Genomic DNA, 17418 nt, shown 5'->3' with positions numbered 1-17418 from the left:
ACGCCGCCGATGATTTCCGGGAGATCGGCACGTCCCGGTGACGGCTCTCATGGAAGGCTACATCAACTCCCGAACGTGCGGAAGAGAATTCATCCGCCGCGACATGTCGCCCGATCAGTTGTCGAATACCGCATGGCGATGGATGAATTGTTTTTCCATCCTTTGCTCTTTGGCTACGGCGGACGAGCTTGCCCACCCAACGAGATCATCGCCTGCTGAACCGCCGCTCGCGCGCCTTGTAGAGATGATCGTGGATCAATTGCCGGAGCGCTGTCGGATCATCGAATTCGAGCTGCACAGCGAACGGCACGATGCTAGCAGGCAGGCCCTTGCGGCCGCGGAGGCGCGCGAGATCCTTTTCCGTCGTCACCAATGTGTACTGCTCGCGCTGCGCCTCCGCTGCGAGAGCTGCGATCTCGTCGTTTGAAAACATGTGATGATCGGCGAAGGCACGCGTGCGCGCGACCTCGATGCCGCAGGCGCGCAAGCTGCGGAAGAATCGTTCGGGATCGCCAATGCCCGCGAATGCGAACACCGGCTTGCCCAACAGTCTTGCGACCGACTCTGCGTCCGGCCTCAGGCGCGCACGCAGCTCGGGCTTGTCGCGCTTGGCAAGCTCGGCCGCGACATCGTTGGCGGCGCGGCCGTCCCCGATCAGCACCAGCGCGTCGGTGCGCGCAAGCTGCGCCTTTAGCGGCGCGCGCAGCGGGCCGGCGGGAAATACCTTGCCGTTGCCGAGGCCGCGTTCGCTATCGATCACGATCAGCGAGGTGTCCTTGACCAGGCGCGGGTTCTGAAAGCCATCGTCCATCAGGACCACGGTGGCGCCTTGCGATTTGGCGAGCGCGACACCCTCGAGACGGTCACGCGCCACCGCGACCGGGACATCGCGCGCCATCATCAAGGGCTCGTCGCCGATGTCCACTGCGGTGTGGCGTGCGCGGTCGACCATGACCGGGCCCTGCAGGCGTCCGCCATAGCCGCGGCTGAGCACCACCGGGGTCTCGCCGAGCTCGCGCAAAAGCTTCGTCAGCGCCAGCACGGTCGGTGTCTTGCCGGCACCGCCGACGTGATAATTGCCGACGCAGATCACGGGGATGCCGGCATCCACGCCTTTGCGCAGCATGCGTCGTTCGGTGATCGCGCCGTAGAGCGCTCCGAGCGGCCATAACGCGTACGACTGGAGAGAACGTGGCCGGTACCAGAAGGCCGGCTCACGCATTGGCGGCTCCCATCTCGATCCGCAGTTGCAGCAGATATGGCTCGAGCGCGATCATGGTCCGATCGAGCGCGCCGCCGAGATCCTCGACCACGCCAGTGCCTGCGCGCTGCATCTTGTCGCGCAGGGTGGGATCGGCCAGCAGCTGGCCGAGCTGCTTGACCAGCGCCTCCGGCGTGTCGGCCTGGCGCGCACCGCCGCTGCCGTCGAGCGCCTCATAGACATCGGCGAAGTTGAAGACGTGCGGACCATGCACGATCGCGGCACCGAGCTTGATCGCCTCGATCGGGTTCTGGCCGCCATGGCGGATCAGCGATCCGCCCATGAACACGATCGGCGACAGCCGGTAAAACAGGCCGAGCTCGCCCATGGTGTCGGCGACATAGATGTCGGTGGTCGCGGTCGGCAGCTCCTCGCGCGAGCGCAACGCCGGCTTCAGGCCTGAGGCCGTGATCAGGCCAGCGATCGAGGAGCCGCGATCGGGATGGCGCGGCACGATCACGGTGAGGAGCTGCGGGAAGAAGCCGGAGAGGCTGCGATGCGCCGCGACCAGCATCTCGTCCTCGCCCGGGTGGGTCGAGGCCGCGACGATGATGGGGCGCCCGCGCGTCATCGCCATCAGCCGCTCGAGCTTGGCGGGATCGGCCGGCGGCGCCGGCACGTCGAGCTTGAGGTTGCCCGTGGTGACGACGTCGCGGCCGCCGAGCGTGGAGAAGCGTTCGGCATCGGTCTTCGACTGTGCGAGGCAGATGTCGAAACGCGACAGCAGCGCCGAGATGGTGCCCTGCATGCGGCGCCAGCGCGGGAAGGAGCGCGGCGACATCCGCCCGTTGATCAGCACCATCGGCACCCGGCGCGTCGCGCCCGCCAGGATCAGGTTCGGCCACAGATCGGATTCGATGAACAGCGCCAGCGACGGCTTCCAATGATCGAGGAAGCGCGCGACATAGCGCGGCGAGTCGTACGGCACGTATTGATGAATGACGTCGGGCGGAAACCGCTTTGCGACCACGGCGGCCGAGGTGACGGTGCCCGAGGTGAGCAGGATGCGCAGATTGAGATCGCGCAGGCGCTCGATCAGCCCCGCTGCGGCCAGCACCTCGCCGACACTGGCGCCGTGGATCCAGACCAGCGGACCATGCGGCCGCACGTCCCGGGACAGGCCGCGCCGCTCGCCGACGCGCGCGGGATCCTCCTTGCCCTGCTTCAGCCGCCGCTTGATCAGCGCCGGCGCAAGCGGCACCAGGCCGGAGGCCAGGCGCTGATACATCCGCAGCGTCATCGGCAACGAATTGGGCAGCGAATTAGGCATCTTCCGGTCCCGGGCGGCCGAGTTGCGCATAGGCGCGGCGGGTCGCCTCGTTCAACGTCTCTTCCAGCTCCAGCCGCAGCGCTTCCATCATGGCAGCATCGGCATCTGCGGGAACGTGGATTTCCTTGATGCCGACCAATGCGCCCCGCCCGAATGGCAAATTGATGGTGGTGCGGTCCCAGTTTTTCAGCCGGACGAAGCGGCTGGTCGCCATTGCGAAAGGCATGATCGGCCGCCCCGATTCCCGTGCCAGCATGATAATGCCGAGCCCGGCCACGCGCGAGCGCTTGGGGACATCGGCGGTCAGCGCGACATTACAACCGGTCTGGAGCGTGCGCACCATTTCCTTGAAGGCGCCGACCCCGCCCTTGCGGTGAAAGGCACCGCCGTGATCGCCGGAACCGCGGATGGTGCCGATGCCGAGCCGCTCGGCGGCGATCGCATTGAACTCGCCGTCGCGGTGGCGGGAGATCAGGACCTTGGCGCGATAGGAAGCCTTGTTCTGGTTCTTGATGAAGGGCGTGAGGAAATGCTGGCCGTGCCAGAACGCGAAGATCGCCGGGAGCTGCGGCTCAACCTGCGCATAGACGTCGGGCGGATCCAACGTGAATTTGTTGGTCCGCCAGACCAGACGCAGATATTCGGCCGCCAGGACCCCGACGGCACGCTGAACGAAGCTGCTTCGCAGCGTATTGCGAAGCAGTTTTTTCAACGCGCCGGTTCTTGATTCGGGTCGAGCAACCGGTGGAGGTGGACGATGAAATAGCGCATCTGCGCATTGTCGACCGTGCTCTGCGCCTTGGCCCGCCAGGCGGCATGGGCGGTCGCATAATTCGGATAGAGGCCGACGACCTCGACATCGTCGAGGTTCTTGAAGGTGTTGTGCTCGAGATCGACGAGCTCACCGCCGATGACGAGGTGAAGCAGTTGTTGCGGGGCGCTATCTGGCATGAGTTCTGTTCCTAACGGGCTGCCCGGCAAAAGCAGTGTTCGACGAGCACGACGAAAAGCGCTTTAGGCCAAGGGACGGTTTCGAAAATGCGCGACAATGCCCGCATGACGATCGCGTCCCGCTGCCACCAGCACCCCGTGCGCCACTTCCCGGCGGTTATAGAGGATGGGTTCTCCGGAGAGGTCGCTCATCCTACCATCGGCTTCCTGCACGATCAAATCGGCCGCCGCAAGGTCCCAATCATGGCTGTTGCCCCCCGCAAAAGCCGCATCCAGCGCGCCATGGGCGACCCGGCACAGGCGCAGCGCGAGCGAGCCGATTCGCGGATGCAGCTTGATCTCGCCGCCCGAGCTGTTGAGCCGCTCGACCATCGGTTTCGGGCCGGCGACACGGGAGAAGTCGAGCGCGGATCCGGGCGAAGCCTGCACGGCTACGCCGTTGAGCGTGGTGCCCTGGCCGCGTGCGGCGAAGAAGAACTCACCGCTAACAGGCGCGAACACCGCGGCCAGTACGGGCGCGGCATCCTCGACCAGCGCGACGCTGACGCACCAATCGTCGTGGCCATTGAGGTAGTTGCGCGTGCCGTCGATGGGATCGACGATCCAGGTCAGCCGCCGCGACAGCCGGGCCACATCGTCGGCGCTTTCCTCAGAGAGCCAGCCATAATCCGGCGTCGCACTGCGCAGGCGCGCTTCGAGCAGGTCGTTGACGGCGATGTCGGCTTCCGACACCGGCGAGGACGCGCCTTTGGTCCACTTCTTCAACTCGGTACGAAACATCGACTGCGCCAGCGCGCCCGCCTCGCGCACCGTGTCTTGCAGCAGCGCCGCATCGCGCGTCAGGATGGTTTCGCCCGGGGCATTCGCCTCAACGTCCGCCAAGCGTCAATCCCTCGATGCGCACCGTGGGCGCATTGATGCCGTAGCGGAACTCGAGATTATTCGCGGGCTGCATCGACTTGAAGATCTCGAACAGGTGCCCTGCGATCGTCACCTCGCTGACGGGATAGGTGATCTCGCCGTTCTCGATCCAGAAGCCGGAGGCGCCGCGGCTGTAATCGCCGGTGACGCCGTTCACGCCGGAGCCGATCAGATCGGTGACGTAGAAGCCCTGCTTGATGTCGGCGATCAGCTCGGCGGGCGTCGGCGTGCCGGGCTCGAGATGCAGATTGTACGGCCCGGGCGAAGGCGATGAGGAGACGCCGCGATGAGCGTGGCCGGTAGTGGCAAGGCCGAGCTCGCGCGCGGTGGCGCAGTCGAGCAGCCAGGTCGTCAGCACGCCCTCGTCGATCAGCGCGATCTTCTTCACGGCAACGCCTTCTGCGTCAAACGTCTGCGAGCGCAGGCCGCGCTTGCGCAGGGGATCGTCGATGATGCGGATGTTCTTCGCAAACAGCTGCTGGCCGAGCTTGTCCTTGAGGAAGCTGGTCTTGCGCGCGATCGAGGCGCCGTTGATGGCGCCGACGACATGGCCGACCAGCGAGCCGGCGACGCGCGGATCGAACACGACAGGCACCTTGCAGGTCTCGACCTTGCGCGGATTGGAGCGCGCCACGGTGCGCTCGCCGGCGGAACGGCCGACGATCTCCGGCGACAACAGGTCGGCGCCATGCGGCGCCGAGGTGAAGTCGTAATCGCGCTCCATGCCGGTGCCTTCGCCCGAGATGGCGGTGGCCGAGATGCCCTGGCTGGAGCGCAAATAGGAGCCGTGGAAGCCGGTCGAGGTGACCAGCACCATGCCGCCCATGCCCGCGGACGCCGAGGCGCCGCCGGATTTGGTGACGCCCTTCACGGCGAGCGCGGCAGCTTCGGCCGCGAGTGCGCGGCGCTCGAGCTCGCTGGTGGCGGGCACATCGGGGTCGAGCAGATCGAGGTCGGGGAAGTCGCGCGCGAGCAGCGCGGGATCGGCGAGCCCGACATATTTGTCGTCGGGCGCAACGCGCGCCATCGCGACCGCGCGTTCGGCAAGCTGGGTCACGGCATCGCCGCTGACGTCGTTGGTCGAGACCACCGCCTGGCGCTGGCCGACCAGCACGCGCAGGCCGACGTCGTCACCCTCGGAGCGCTCGGATTCCTCGACGCGTCCGTCGCGCACCTCGACGCCTTGCGAGACGCCGCGCACCGCGACCGCGTCGGCCGCATCCGCGCCGGCGCGCTTGGCCGCCTCCACCAGCCGCTGCGCCAGATCCGACAAAGCGGACTGGTCGAACAGGTCGCGGCTGGCCTTTGACCCCTTGGCGGAATCCTTGGACGAAAGCGTCGAGCTTGCGGATGGTGAAGAGTTCACGAACGAAATCCTGTTGGGGCGGGGGTTCGGGACCGGAACCCACAGATGTGCCCTGATCGCGCGGACTTCAAGCATTTTCAGCCCGCCAAAAGCTCAGATTCGCACCTTTGACGCAACGTCTCGTCAATCATGCGCGCCAAGGTCTTGTCAATCATGAGCAGCAGTGACGGTGGGTTAACCAGCCTTTTTAAGCGGTTTCGGAAAGCCGCGCGCTAAGGTCCTCGCATCGACCGGGAACATAATCCCGGCGGGGAGAACTAAAGCCGTGAGGCGTCAAACAGCAACATGCGGGGTCGCTCCCGCCGGGTCGAGCCGCTCTCTGCGGCTCGACCCCCTTTCCCTTCCGGTCCGCTTCGATGCGCACGATCCGCGCGCCGACGGACATGTCAGGCAGATCGAGCTTCATCGCGAACGCGTCGTGCTTCGCCGCGCCGTTCGCGGCATGCAGATGGCGATCAACGTCCGCGTCAGCGACTTCACAGGCGTCGCACTGCGCGGCAATGACGAAGCGCAGGCCATCGTCCTGGTGCATCGCGATCCCTCGCTCTCCGTTCCGCTGCTCGTCGGCGCCGACGGCGACGAGCTCGTCGAAGCCTTGGCGATCTGGAGCGAGCTGTTCGCGCTTCCGCAGCTCGACGAAGGTGCACGCAAGCCCGCAGCCCGCCGCCGCCGCGCCAATGCCATCCGCGCCCGCCGTCCGAAATTCCTGATGCGCCGCCGTGTTGCGATGGCACGCGAGCTGTCGGTTCATCGCGAAGAACGCGAGATCATCGCGAGGAATTAAACGGCATTCACAGGTGCCGTAGGGTGGGCAAAGCGAAGCGTGCCCACCTTTTTGTCAATCATTGAGAGAACGTGGGCACGGCGCAAGGGCGCCTTTGCCCACCCTACGGCAGCTACGCCGCCCGCATCACCGCGTCCACCAGCAATCCCGCAAACAGCAGCGCTCCCGCATATTTGTTCGAATAGAACAGGCGCTTGCACAGCTCGGGATCGTCGATCCGCAAGCGCACGATCTGCGATGCCAGGTGCACGGCGAAGGCGATCAGTCCGAGCCAGGCCGGCCAGCGCGCATCGCCTGAGGCCAGCGCGACTCCGATCAGCATCACCGAAAGCCCGTAGAACAGGATCAGCGCCTGGTGCGTGTGCGCGCCGAACAGGCGCGCGGTGGACTTGATGCCGATCAGCGCGTCGTCCTCGGCGTCCTGATGCGCGTAGATCGTGTCATAGCCGATCACCCACGAAATCGCGCCGGCATAGAGCACCATCGCGGTAACGTCGATGCGGCCGAAGGTGACGGCAAATCCCATCAGGGCGCCCCAGGAGAAGGCAAGCCCGAGCACGATCTGCGGCCACCAGGTGATGCGCTTCATGAAGGGGTAGATCGCGACGATCAGGAGCGAAGCGATGCCGGTCGCAATCGCGAAGCGGTTGAACTGCAGCAGCACGATAAGGCCGATCAGCGCCTGCACGACCATCCAGGCCAGCGCCTGCTTCGTGCTCACCTGCCCCGACGGCAGCGGCCGCGAGCGGGTGCGCTCGACCTTGTCATCGAGGTCGCGGTCGGTGATGTCGTTCCAGGTGCAGCCCGCCCCGCGCATCACGAAGGCGCCGATGAAGAACAGCAGGATGGTGAGCGGCAGTCCGCGGACGTCATGCGCCATGCCGCTCGCGAGCGCGGCCGACCACCAGCACGGCATCAACAGCAGCCATGAGCCGATCGGACGATCGAAGCGGGACAATCGCAAATAAGGCCGCGCCCATGGCGGCGCGAGCGTATCGACCCAGTTGCCGGTGGAATCGGCAACGCGGGCGGATGTGCTAGTGCCCAGTTTTCGAAGTTCGTATTCCATCGCGGCGTATTCCGGTACGAACTTCGAAAACTACAAGGGCACTAGCAAGAAATTATAATTCACGTGCCGCTTATCGATTTGAAGTTCCTATGAGGATCTCGCGGCAAGGACCGTAGGAACTTCAAATCGGCGGCACGTGCATCATCGAGTCAGGACGTTGCCGTTGAGCGTGTCGAAGGTGCTGCCGCCCTTCTTGCCGGCATTGGCCTCAGGCGCCGAGCCTGAACCGAGCACCTCGCTCAGCGACGGGCCGGCCGGACCGCGCGGCTGGTTCTGCATCTGCTGCGCGACGTTGCAGACCTTCGTCGCCATGGCCTCGGTATTCTTGTGACCGTCCTTCATCTGCGCGCCGATCTGCGCCGGGATTCCGCATTTGGCGGCGTGGGACTCGATGTACTTGATCATCTTGGTCTCAGCCTGGCTGAAATTGCGGATCAGCTTGCAGGCTTCGTCCGGCGGCGCATGACGGTCGCTCGCGGCCTTGATCAGCTTGCCGCGCTTCTCGGCTTCCTCGCGCAGAGGAATGAAAGCCTTCATGCAGTCCTCGCCGGGGCCGCCCTGGGTCGGCGGGGCCGCGCTGAAGGCGCCAGCGCCGCCGACGGGCGCGGCGCCGTTCACGGGAAAGGACGATTGCGGTGCCGTGCCGACCGAAGCGGTCGGCGCCGAGCCGTTCACCGGGGGAAACGCGGAACTGGTGGCGGCCTGGTTCGGCAGCGGCGCCGGGAAGGCGCTTTGCGCATAGGCGCCCGCGGTGCTCAAGGTGACCATGGCGGCAGTGATCGGAACCATCAAATGACGGATCATCAGGATAGTCTCTCCGGCAGGAGGTACGGGTTCAGCGTCTTCCCAATTGAAGCGCAACCAGCGTGTTCGCGTTTTTACGATTCCCGCCGGCGCTTAACAACCCGTTGAATAGGGCAAGAGCGCGGCGCGGGGACGCACCATTTCGGCAATATTTACCCCCGGAATAGCTGCTTTCGGTTAAGAACGGCCCCAAATCGGACCTCTGAACGATGCCCTCCCACGATTTTCGCGCTCCCCGCCTGTTCGTCGACGCTCCTCTTGCCCAGGACGCCAGGATCCCGCTCGACCGCGACCAGAGCAATTATCTCGGAAATGTGCTGCGGCTTGCCGCCGGGGCCGAGGTTTTGGCCTTCAACGGCCGGGACGGCGAGTGGCAGGCCGCCATCGAAGGTCGCAAGCGGCCGGACGGCCTCGTGATCCTGCAGCAGACCCGGCCCCAGGACGGGCTGCCTGACGTCGCCTACGTTTTCGCCCCGCTCAAGCATGCCCGGCTGGATTACATGGTCCAGAAGGCCATCGAGATGGGCGCCGCCGCGCTTCATCCGGTCCTGACCCGGTTCACCCAGGCCTCCCGGGTCAACACCGAGCGGATGCGCGCCAATGTCGTCGAGGCGGCCGAGCAATGCGGCATCCTGAGCATCGCAACGGTCGCCGAGCCGGTGCCGCTGGAGCGGTATCTCAGTCAGCGCCCTGCTGGCCGCCTGCTGATCTTCTGCGACGAGGCGGCGGAGGTGCAAAACCCCGTTCAAAGCCTGCAGAACGCCCGCGAGGCCGGACAGGGGATCGACGTGCTGATCGGCCCCGAGGGCGGCTTTGCCGAAGAAGAGCGGGCCCTGCTGCTGCGGCAGCCCAAGATCCTCCGGCTGGCGCTCGGCCCGCGGATCATGCGGGCCGATACCGCCGCCGTGGCCGCCCTGGCCCTTGTGCAGGCGGTGCTGGGCGATTGGGCGGCAGGACCGTCGCCTAGTGATTGAGGCTCGATTGCCACCGCGCAGGAGATGCGCCCCCTCTCCCGATTGCGGGGGAGGGTTGGGGTGGGGGTGCCTCCGCGTCGGGATCATCTGAGGTTTTAGCGAGAAATTCCCCTAGCGGAGAGAGCCGCCACCCGGCGCTTCGCGCCGACCTCCCCCGCAAGCGGGAGAGGTTGAGCGAGCCCGCGGCGGCTCAGGTGGCTCCCTGGCACAGGACCTCGCGCGTCAAGAACGTCCATTTGCCCGCCTGTTAAGCGATTGATCCTTTGGAGGTCGAAACCGCTTTCGGGCCATGCTAAGGGCTGCGCAATTCCTGTCCTTCCCCTTGCCTGCCCGGTTCCACCGGCACGATGGACCCAGTTATGACCGCGACTGCCACCTCAAATGCTGCCGGCTCCGCCGCCTGGGCGGATACGCTGCTGTTGTCGTTCGCGCAGGCCGGTTACGTCAGGGCCGAGCCCGCCATCCTGCAGCCGGCCGAGCCGTTCCTGGACCTCTCCGGCGAGGACATCCGCAAGAGCCTGTACCTGACCACGGACCTCTCCGGCGAGGAGCTGTGCCTGCGCCCGGACCTGACCATTCCCGTGGCGCGCGATTACCTGAGCTCCGGTCGTGCCGGCCAGCCGGCCGGGTTCAGCTATCTCGGCCCGGTGTTCCGCTACCGCAGCGGCCAGGCCAGCGAATTCCTGCAGGCCGGCATCGAATCGTTCGGCCGCCAGGACCGCGCCGCGGCCGACGCCGAGACGTTGGCGCTCGGGCTCGAAGCGACCGCGGCCTTCGGTGTCCGCGACGTCGAGATCCGCACCGGCGACGTGGCGCTGTTCAATGCGTTGCTCGACGCGCTCGACCTCTATCCGGTCTGGCGCCGCCGCCTGGTCAAGGACTTCAACCGCAAGATCAGCCTGGAAAAGGATCTGGAACGGCTGGCGGCCGCGACCACGGCGACCCGCAGCGAATATGAGGGCGTGCTCGCCGCCCTCGCCGGCTCCGACCGCAAGGCGGCGCTCGCCTTCGTCACCGATCTGATGTCGATCGCCGGCACCACCAATGTCGGGGGACGCACCACGGCCGAGATCGCCGATCGCTTCCTCGAGCAATCGACGCTGAAGGGCGGCGCGCTGCCGCGCGAGGCGATCACCGTGCTCAAGCGCTTCCTGACGATCGCAGGCAATCCCGACGATGCCATCGCCGAGCTGCGCGCGCTTACGCTTGATGCGAAGCTCGACCTCACGGCTGCGATCGACCAGTTCGAGAGCCGGGTCGGCTTCATGGCAGCGCGCGGCATCGACGTGAAGCAGACGCGCTTCTCGACCGCGTTCGGGCGCGGCCTCGACTATTACACCGGCTTCGAATTCGAGCTGCATCACCGGGGCAACGGCGCCGAGCCGCTGGTCGCCGGCGGCCGCTATGACGGGCTGATGACCCAGCTGGGATCGACTGAACCGATCCCCGCGGTCGGCTTCTCGGTCTGGGTGGATGCGCTGACGAAGATCGGCCGCAAGGTGGGAGCTTAAGTCATGAGCGCGCCATTCGTTCTGGCCGTTCCCTCCAAGGGCCGCCTTCAGGAAAACACCGAGGCCTTCTTCGCCCGTGCCGGCCTCAAGCTGTCGAAGGCCGGCGGCGCCCGAGACTATCGCGGCACGCTTGCAGGCCTCGACCATGTCGAGGTCGCCTATCTCTCGGCGAGCGAGATCGCCTCGCAACTGTCGCGCGGCTTTGCGCATCTCGGCGTCACCGGGGAAGACCTGGTGCACGAGAACATTGCGGACGCCGACAAGCGCGTGTCGCTGATCGATGGGCTCGGCTTCGGCTATGCCGACGTCGTCGTCGCGGTGCCGCAGGCCTGGATTGACGTTCGCACCATGGCCGACCTCGACGACGTCACCACCGGCTTCCGCGAGCAGCATCACATGCGGATGCGGGTCGCGACCAAGTTCGTCAACCTCACCCGCGCCTTCTTCCAGAGCCACGGCATCACCGATTACCGCATCGTTGAAAGTAGTGGCGCGACCGAAGGCGCGCCGGCGGCCGGCAGTGCCGAGCTGATCGTCGACATCACCACGACGGGCGCGACGCTCGCCGCCAACGGCTTGCGGGTGCTCGACGACGGCGTGATCCTGCGCAGCCAGGCTAATCTGGTCGCCTCGAAAGAGGCCGACTGGACGCCGCAGGCGCGGGAGACCGCGCGCGTCATCCTCGATCACATCGCAGCAAGGTCGCGGGCCAACAAGTATCGCGAGGTCCGCACCCGCTTCCGGCAATGCGACGCCGCCCTGCTCGGCGAAGCCCATAGCCGGTACGGCGTCGAGGCCCCGTTCGGCGGACCGACGTCGTCGGGCATGTTGACGCTGCACTGCCCACCGGGGCAGCTCTATGCGCTGGCAAGCTTCCTGCGGGAGCATGGCGCCGAAACCGTCTCGGTGGTTTCGCTCGACTACGTGTTCGACCGGGAGAACCCGCTGTTCGCCAAGCTGGAGGCGTTCCTGCGGCAGTGAGCCTCAGGTCCGCTCAGCTTTTCCGTTCAGCTTTGCGACAGCAAACCGCAGCTACCATATGCTGTTGAGATGACTTTGAACGCCTCTGGAACCTTGATCGATGACGTTGGGCTCTGACGTTTCCGGCATGACGACGACCGCAAGCACCGCGGCCGCGAAGGGACTGTCGATCGTCGTCCCCGTCTACAACGAGGCGGCGGGCCTTGCCGCCCTGCACCAGCGCATCTGCGATCTCGCAAAAACCTTGCGGGAGCGCTATCGCCTGGCTTGCGAGGTCGTCTATGTCGACGACGGCAGCAAGGATGCGACGCTGGCGATCGCCCGCTCGCTGCCGGCCGACGCGATCGACGTCCAGGTGGTGTCGCTGTCGCGCAATTTCGGCAAGGAAGCGGCGCTGATGGCCGGCCTCGACCATGCCCGGCTCGGCGCCGTCATGTTCATGGACGGCGACGGCCAACATCCGCCGGCCCTGATCGAACAGCTGGTGCGGCACTGGATCGATGACGGCTATGACGTCGTCTACACCGCCAAGGCGCATCGCGACAACGAGACCTTCCTGCGCCGGGTCGCCGTGCACGGCTTCTACGCGCTGATCAATTGGGGGGCACGGCAGAAGATACCCGAGGACGCCGGCGACTTCCGCCTGCTGTCGCCGCGCGCGGTCACAGCGCTCAGGCAGCTGCCCGAGCGCAACCGGTTCTTCAAGGGCCTCGCCAGCTGGATCGGCTTCCGCCAGATCCGTGTCGACTATGAGCCGTCCGCGCGGGCCCATGGCGTCACCACCTTTAACGCCGCGAGCCTGCTCGGCCTGTCGATCGAGGGCCTGACCTCGTTTTCGGTCGCACCCCTGCGCTTCGCCAGCCTGCTCGGCGTCATTCTCGCCGGGGGCGCCTTCCTGTTCGGCCTTTCGATCCTCTGGGAGGTATTCACGACCGGCAAGCAGGTGCCCGGCTATCCCTCGCTCGTGATCGGCCTGATGACGATCGGCGGCGTGCAGCTCATCATGATCGGCATCGTCGGCGAATATATCGGCAAGATCCTCTCCGAGCTGAAGGCGCGCCCGATCTACTTCGTCGCCGAGCATAGTGAAAAGCACTTCGAGGCTGACAAAGCGGACGAGGCCGCGAAGAGGACGGCGGCCGAATGAGCGCGGCCGCGGGCCTGCGGCGGATCTGGCTCTGCGCCGACGATTACGGCATCAGCCCGGGCGTCAACCGCGCCATCCGCGACCTGATCGAACGCGGCCGCCTCAACGCCACCTCGGTGATGATGGTGGGGCCTGCAATCGCGCGCAGCGAGGTCGAAGCGCTTCAGGCCTCGGCAAAGACGAGCCCGCGCTGCGCGATCGGATTGCACGTGACGCTGTCGGCGCCGTTCCGCCCCCTCACCATGCATTTCCGTCCGCTCGACGGCGACATGTTCATGCCGTTTCCGAAGCTGCTGCGCGCGGGCATTTTGCGGCGGCTCGACCGCGAATTCTTCCGCAACGAGGTGAAGGCGCAGCTCGCCGCCTTCGCCGAAGCGTTCGGGCGCGCGCCTGACTTCGTCGACGGCCATCAGCATGTGCAGCTCTATCCGCAGGTGCGCGACGGCTTCGTCGATGCGGTCAGCGAAGGCGCGCCGAACGCCTGGGTGCGCCAGGGCGGCCGCGACCTGCCGCTCAAGCAGCGGCTGGCCTCACCCAAGGCCATCGTGCTCGACGTCCTCAGCGCGCAATTCCGCCGCCGTGCCGGCAGCGCGGGGCTCAGCTTCAACCCGGGCTTTGCCGGCGCCTATGACTTCACGCGGGCGGCCGATTTTGGCGAGCTGATGCGGCAATTCCTGGAAGGCTTGCCGGATGGCGGCCTCGTGATGTGCCATCCCGGCTTCGTCGACGATGTCCTCGCCGGCCTCGATCCGATGACGGATGTCCGCGAACGCGAGCACGCCTATCTGGCCGGCGACGCCTTCGCGCGTCTGCTGGCGGACAGCCGCGCCACGCTGGGATGACACCGGCGGACAGCAAGCCGCGGGGCAGCTTGTCGCATACCGAAATTTAATCCGGCCGGCACTGTTGGGGCCACAATGGAACCCTACATCTGCTTCGCGCTTGGTTTGCGCGAGGGAGACTGATCATGACGCCGCAGGAACGCCAGCTCGTCGACGAGCTTTTCGACCGGCTTTCGAAACTGGAAAACGCACCGCGCGATCCCGACGCGATCGCCGCGATCTCGGACGGGCTGCGCAAGGCACCCGGCGCGATCTATGCGCTGGTGCAGACCACGCTGCTGCAGGACGAAGCGCTGAAGCGCGCCCATAACCGCATCCAGGAGCTGGAAGCGGCCCATGCGCCCGAGCAGGCGCAGTCCGGCGGCTTCCTCGACACCATGCGCGATACCTTGTTCGGCGGAGGCCCCTCGCGCGGCTCGGTTCCGAACGTGCCGCCGCGTGACGCGCGGCCGGTCTGGAACAGCGGCGGAGCGATGCAGCAGACGCAGCCGGGCTACGGTCAGCCCCCTTACGGACAGGCTTACGGCCAAGGTCCAGGCCAAGCTCCAGGTCAGGGCCCGGGCCAGGGTTATGGCGCACCGCCGATGGGCGGTGGCGGCGGCTCGTTCCTCGGCACCGCGGCGGCTGCAGCCGCCGGCGTCGTCGGTGGCTCGCTACTGCTCTCCAGCATCCGCGGCATGATGGGCGGATCGCATCAGCAGGCCTTCGGCGACACCAATGCCCTCGGCGACCGCAGCGCTGGTGGAAGTCCTTGGGGCGGCAGCGACCAGTCCGGCGGCTCGCTCGCGCGCGATGCCGGCCTCAACGACATCGGCTCGAACCGCGAGTCCCGCCAGAGCTTCTCCGACCAGGCGAACAACGATCGCAACGACAACGATCAGAACTACGGCGACAACAACGACGACGGCAATATGGACGTGGCCGACGACAGCGATTTCGGCGGCGACGACGACGGCGGCAGCGATTACGCGTGAGCAATTCGCCCTGAAAGATGCGAACGGCCGCCTCTCGGCGGCCGTTTTCTTTAGAGCATGGCTCGAGCGCCTTTTGTGCCACGGCAAGCAGAGAGGACGTTCGATATAGTATGACTATTTTGCAGCGTCATTGGACTGAGCTGAACGTTACCCGGCGCGCCTGAATTCACCATGACAAATCAAATCGCCGTCTGACGCGCGCGACCGTAGACTCCCGGATTTCCAAATTCGGACATGGGTGTTCAACTGGAAGAACACGTTGCTCATGCCACACTACCGATGTGGTTGCCTCTTTTAGTTATAGTCGGGGTCTTAAAAATGAGTCCATTTCAGCAGCGCATCGCAACCCTGACCACCGTGACAACTCATCTCATCACCGAGTTGTACGAGTTGGAGGGACTGCACGAACTCGTCAAGAAGGCCGAGCTGTCGGCGCGGCGGTTGAACCGCTCCGCTCGCGCATCGCTTGCCCGTTCATCAACTCCTCGTCGCTGCTCTGTTGCCCCCCGTCTCGCTTCGACGCGGCATCGTCGGCCAGCCTAGACCCTGGCCGGAGAACGTACGCCGGCGGCACGCAACGCCTTCGATGCCGCGCGTCGCGAGCCGGCCGACACCGGGAGTTGACGGCTCGCAGCGAGCGCCGGGCTACATCACCACGACCTTGGTGCCGACATTGACGCGGCCGTAGAGGTCGATGACGTCTTCGTTGCGCATGCGGATGCAGCCGGAGGAGACGTTGGTGCCTATGGTCCAGGGCTCGTTGGAGCCGTGGATGCGGTACAGCGTCGAGCCCAGGTACATCGCGCGAGCGCCGAGCGGGTTCTCCGGACCACCTTCCATGTGCCGGGGCAAATCGGGGCGGCGCGCGATCATTTCGGCCGGCGGCGTCCAGTCCGGCCATTCGCGCTTGGCTGTGATCGCCTTCACGCCGGACCAGGTGAAGCCCGGACGCCCGACGCCAATGCCGTAGCGCATCGCCCTGCCATTGCCCTCGACGAGATAGAGGAACTTGTTCGGGGTATCGACCACGATGGTGCCGGGACTTTCCTTGCCGCTATAGTCAACAGATTGCTTCTCGAACCTTGGATCGAACTGACGCTGCCGCGGGTCGGCCGTCTCCTGCTGAACCGCGCCTTGCTGATATCCACCTTGCATCTGCGGCTCGCCCATCGGCGGCAGGCGGCGCTGATCGTAATAGCCGGGCTGCTGTTGATAGACCGGCTGCTCGGGCGCGTAGGCCGGACCGCGGCCGGGACCGTCGCCGAATAGGAACTCGATGAAGCCGCCGCCCATGTTCGCATTGGAGGCGACGCGCACCGGCGCCGGCGGCACCTGCGGCTGGTAGAGCACCGCGGGCGGATCGTTCGGCACCGAATTGTCGAAGGCGCTGGCACTGTTTGCGCCGGCAACGAAGGTGCAAGCGCTGCCGAGCAGCGCGACAGACATTTTCTTGAACATCGACGTACTCTGTACTGTTTCGTCTAGATCACACGCGCCGTGGGGAGCTGATGGCTGGTCCGCTCCCCCGACGTGGTCAATAAAAGGCAAAAGCCGTTTTGTTTGGTAAACAGAAACGCCGTTTGGATTCACCACGTCGCCAGCAGCGGGGCAATTTGGCGATCAGCGTTTATTTTCGATGAACGCCGCGCGCCCATGGTTAATCGCTTCTTTGCGCGCCGTCGCGCACAGCCGCACAACAGTTCCTGCCGTGAACTTCGTGTTAAATCGCTTCTGCCTACAAAGACGCGTGAGTGAGGTGGGGGGAGTATCCTGATGGCTGTTCACCGCAAACGTTTTCGCGTCGAGAATATCGCTGGTGGCGAGATGCCGATTTTGGACGTAACTGAAGAGGCAATCCCGATGCATAGCGAGATCATGGCCGAGCTACGTGCGATCCGTGCACAGATGGCGAAAGGCGCTGCGCCCTTGCCCTTGTCCGGCAGCGCAGCCATGGCGGCGATCGACGCCTCCACCGCCCACGAGCTCTCCGAGGCTCGTACCATGCTTGAAACCTATCGGGCCCAGATCGAGCAGTGCGAAAAGCTGAAGGTCGAACTCGACCTCATCCATGACGCCATCGACCGCACCAAGCGCGAAATCGCGACGCTGCACGGCAAGAGCTTTGACGGCGGCGAAATGGCCAAGGTCAATGGCGAGCTCGGCGCGGTGGTCGGCGGCACCGAGCAGGCGACCCAGCAGATCCTCGAAGCCGCGGAATCGATCGACCAGGCCGCCAGCGCGATGTCCAAGGTGGACTCGATCGATCAGCAGAAGCGGCTCGCCGACGACATCCAGGAACGCGTCATCTCGATCTTCGAAGCCTGCAACTTCCAGGACCTGACCGGCCAGCGCATCAGCAAGGTGATGGGCACGATGAAGTTCATCGAGCAGCACATCAATGCGATGATGGAGATCTGGGGCGGCGTCGACGCGATCAAATCCCACGTCGTGCCGCCGGTCGACAATCGCAGCGAGGACGACAAGCTTCTCAACGGCCCCAAGCTCGCCGGCGACGTCGGCCACGCCTCACAGGACGACATCGACGCGCTGTTCGACTGAGCGG

17 protein-coding genes are annotated in these 17418 nt (G+C 65.6%); 8 read left to right on the top strand and 9 right to left on the bottom strand.

Annotation, left to right across the window (positions count from 1 at the left end):
• Window positions 1-205 precede the first annotated feature (205 nt).
• From lpxK to RAD10_RS05205, 6 genes are all read right to left on the bottom strand, one after another.
• Window positions 206-1222, bottom strand: a complete 1017-nt coding sequence (lpxK, locus tag RAD10_RS05230; RefSeq protein ID WP_461616609.1) for a tetraacyldisaccharide 4'-kinase — start codon at window positions 1220-1222, stop codon at window positions 206-208.
• On the bottom strand, window positions 1215-2561 hold the full coding sequence (locus RAD10_RS05225) for a 3-deoxy-D-manno-octulosonic acid transferase (protein WP_461616608.1): 1347 nt from the start codon (window positions 2559-2561) through the stop codon (window positions 1215-1217). The genes lpxK and RAD10_RS05225 overlap by 8 nt, the downstream gene beginning before the upstream one ends.
• A complete protein-coding gene (locus tag RAD10_RS05220) occupies window positions 2524-3243 on the bottom strand; it encodes a lysophospholipid acyltransferase family protein (protein WP_461616607.1) in 720 nt (239 codons plus the stop codon). Before RAD10_RS05220 ends, RAD10_RS05225 begins: the two co-directional genes overlap by 38 nt.
• On the bottom strand, window positions 3240-3482 hold the full coding sequence (locus tag RAD10_RS05215; RefSeq protein WP_091958722.1) for a DUF4170 domain-containing protein: 243 nt from the start codon (window positions 3480-3482) through the stop codon (window positions 3240-3242). The genes RAD10_RS05220 and RAD10_RS05215 overlap by 4 nt, the downstream gene beginning before the upstream one ends.
• A gap of 63 nt (window positions 3483-3545) precedes the next feature.
• Window positions 3546-4364 carry a 3'(2'),5'-bisphosphate nucleotidase CysQ gene (locus RAD10_RS05210; RefSeq protein WP_461616606.1) on the bottom strand — a complete coding sequence of 273 codons (819 nt, stop codon included), beginning with the start codon at window positions 4362-4364 and terminating at the stop codon, window positions 3546-3548.
• Window positions 4351-5769: a TldD/PmbA family protein gene (locus tag RAD10_RS05205; RefSeq protein WP_461616605.1), complete on the bottom strand. Its 1419-nt coding sequence runs from the start codon at window positions 5767-5769 to the stop codon at window positions 4351-4353. The genes RAD10_RS05210 and RAD10_RS05205 overlap by 14 nt, the downstream gene beginning before the upstream one ends.
• 265 nt (window positions 5770-6034) lie before the next feature.
• Here RAD10_RS05205 and RAD10_RS05200 point away from each other — a divergent pair, with 265 nt between their 5' ends.
• A complete protein-coding gene (locus tag RAD10_RS05200) occupies window positions 6035-6553 on the top strand; it encodes a DUF6101 family protein (RefSeq protein WP_091958731.1) in 519 nt (172 codons plus the stop codon).
• Between the two features lie 112 nt (window positions 6554-6665).
• On the opposite strand, the gene ubiA is transcribed toward RAD10_RS05200, so the two are convergent.
• Entirely contained in the window at window positions 6666-7622 is a 957-nt protein-coding gene (gene ubiA / locus RAD10_RS05195) for a 4-hydroxybenzoate octaprenyltransferase (RefSeq protein WP_461616604.1), read from the bottom strand.
• A gap of 141 nt (window positions 7623-7763) precedes the next feature.
• Window positions 7764-8426 carry a hypothetical protein gene (locus RAD10_RS05190; RefSeq protein ID WP_028140105.1) on the bottom strand — a complete coding sequence of 221 codons (663 nt, stop codon included), beginning with the start codon at window positions 8424-8426 and terminating at the stop codon, window positions 7764-7766.
• A gap of 209 nt (window positions 8427-8635) precedes the next feature.
• Here RAD10_RS05190 and RAD10_RS05185 point away from each other — a divergent pair, with 209 nt between their 5' ends.
• The 6 genes from RAD10_RS05185 (at window position 8636) to RAD10_RS05160 (ending at window position 14855) form a co-directional block, all read left to right on the top strand.
• Window positions 8636-9400, top strand: a complete 765-nt coding sequence (locus tag RAD10_RS05185; RefSeq protein ID WP_461616603.1) for a 16S rRNA (uracil(1498)-N(3))-methyltransferase — start codon at window positions 8636-8638, stop codon at window positions 9398-9400.
• Between the two features lie 359 nt (window positions 9401-9759).
• Complete coding sequence (locus RAD10_RS05180; protein WP_461616602.1) at window positions 9760-10911, top strand: ATP phosphoribosyltransferase regulatory subunit; 1152 nt, start codon at window positions 9760-9762, stop codon at window positions 10909-10911.
• 3 nt (window positions 10912-10914) lie between these two features.
• Window positions 10915-11892: an ATP phosphoribosyltransferase gene (hisG, locus tag RAD10_RS05175; protein ID WP_461616601.1), complete on the top strand. Its 978-nt coding sequence runs from the start codon at window positions 10915-10917 to the stop codon at window positions 11890-11892.
• A 100-nt stretch (window positions 11893-11992) separates the two neighbouring features.
• Window positions 11993-13039 (top strand): glycosyltransferase family 2 protein, encoded by a 1047-nt coding sequence (locus tag RAD10_RS05170; protein WP_461616600.1) that lies wholly within the window; start codon window positions 11993-11995, stop codon window positions 13037-13039.
• Window positions 13036-13881, top strand: a complete 846-nt coding sequence (locus RAD10_RS05165) for a ChbG/HpnK family deacetylase (RefSeq protein WP_461616599.1) — start codon at window positions 13036-13038, stop codon at window positions 13879-13881. Before RAD10_RS05170 ends, RAD10_RS05165 begins: the two co-directional genes overlap by 4 nt.
• 125 nt (window positions 13882-14006) lie before the next feature.
• Window positions 14007-14855 carry a DUF2076 domain-containing protein gene (locus RAD10_RS05160; RefSeq protein ID WP_461616598.1) on the top strand — a complete coding sequence of 283 codons (849 nt, stop codon included), beginning with the start codon at window positions 14007-14009 and terminating at the stop codon, window positions 14853-14855.
• Window positions 14856-15500: 645 nt separating this feature from the next.
• Here RAD10_RS05160 and RAD10_RS05155 read toward each other — a convergent pair.
• Complete coding sequence (locus tag RAD10_RS05155) at window positions 15501-16313, bottom strand: L,D-transpeptidase (RefSeq protein WP_461616597.1); 813 nt, start codon at window positions 16311-16313, stop codon at window positions 15501-15503.
• 315 nt (window positions 16314-16628) lie between these two features.
• On the opposite strand from RAD10_RS05155, the gene RAD10_RS05150 reads away from it, so the two are divergent.
• Window positions 16629-17414: a protein phosphatase CheZ gene (locus RAD10_RS05150; RefSeq protein ID WP_461616596.1), complete on the top strand. Its 786-nt coding sequence runs from the start codon at window positions 16629-16631 to the stop codon at window positions 17412-17414.
• Window positions 17415-17418 lie beyond the last annotated feature (4 nt).

This window comes from Bradyrhizobium sp. 23AC (assembly GCF_054863025.1).
The sequence above is the reverse complement of the archived record's forward strand: the minus strand, read 5'-3'. Positions and strand labels throughout refer to the sequence as shown.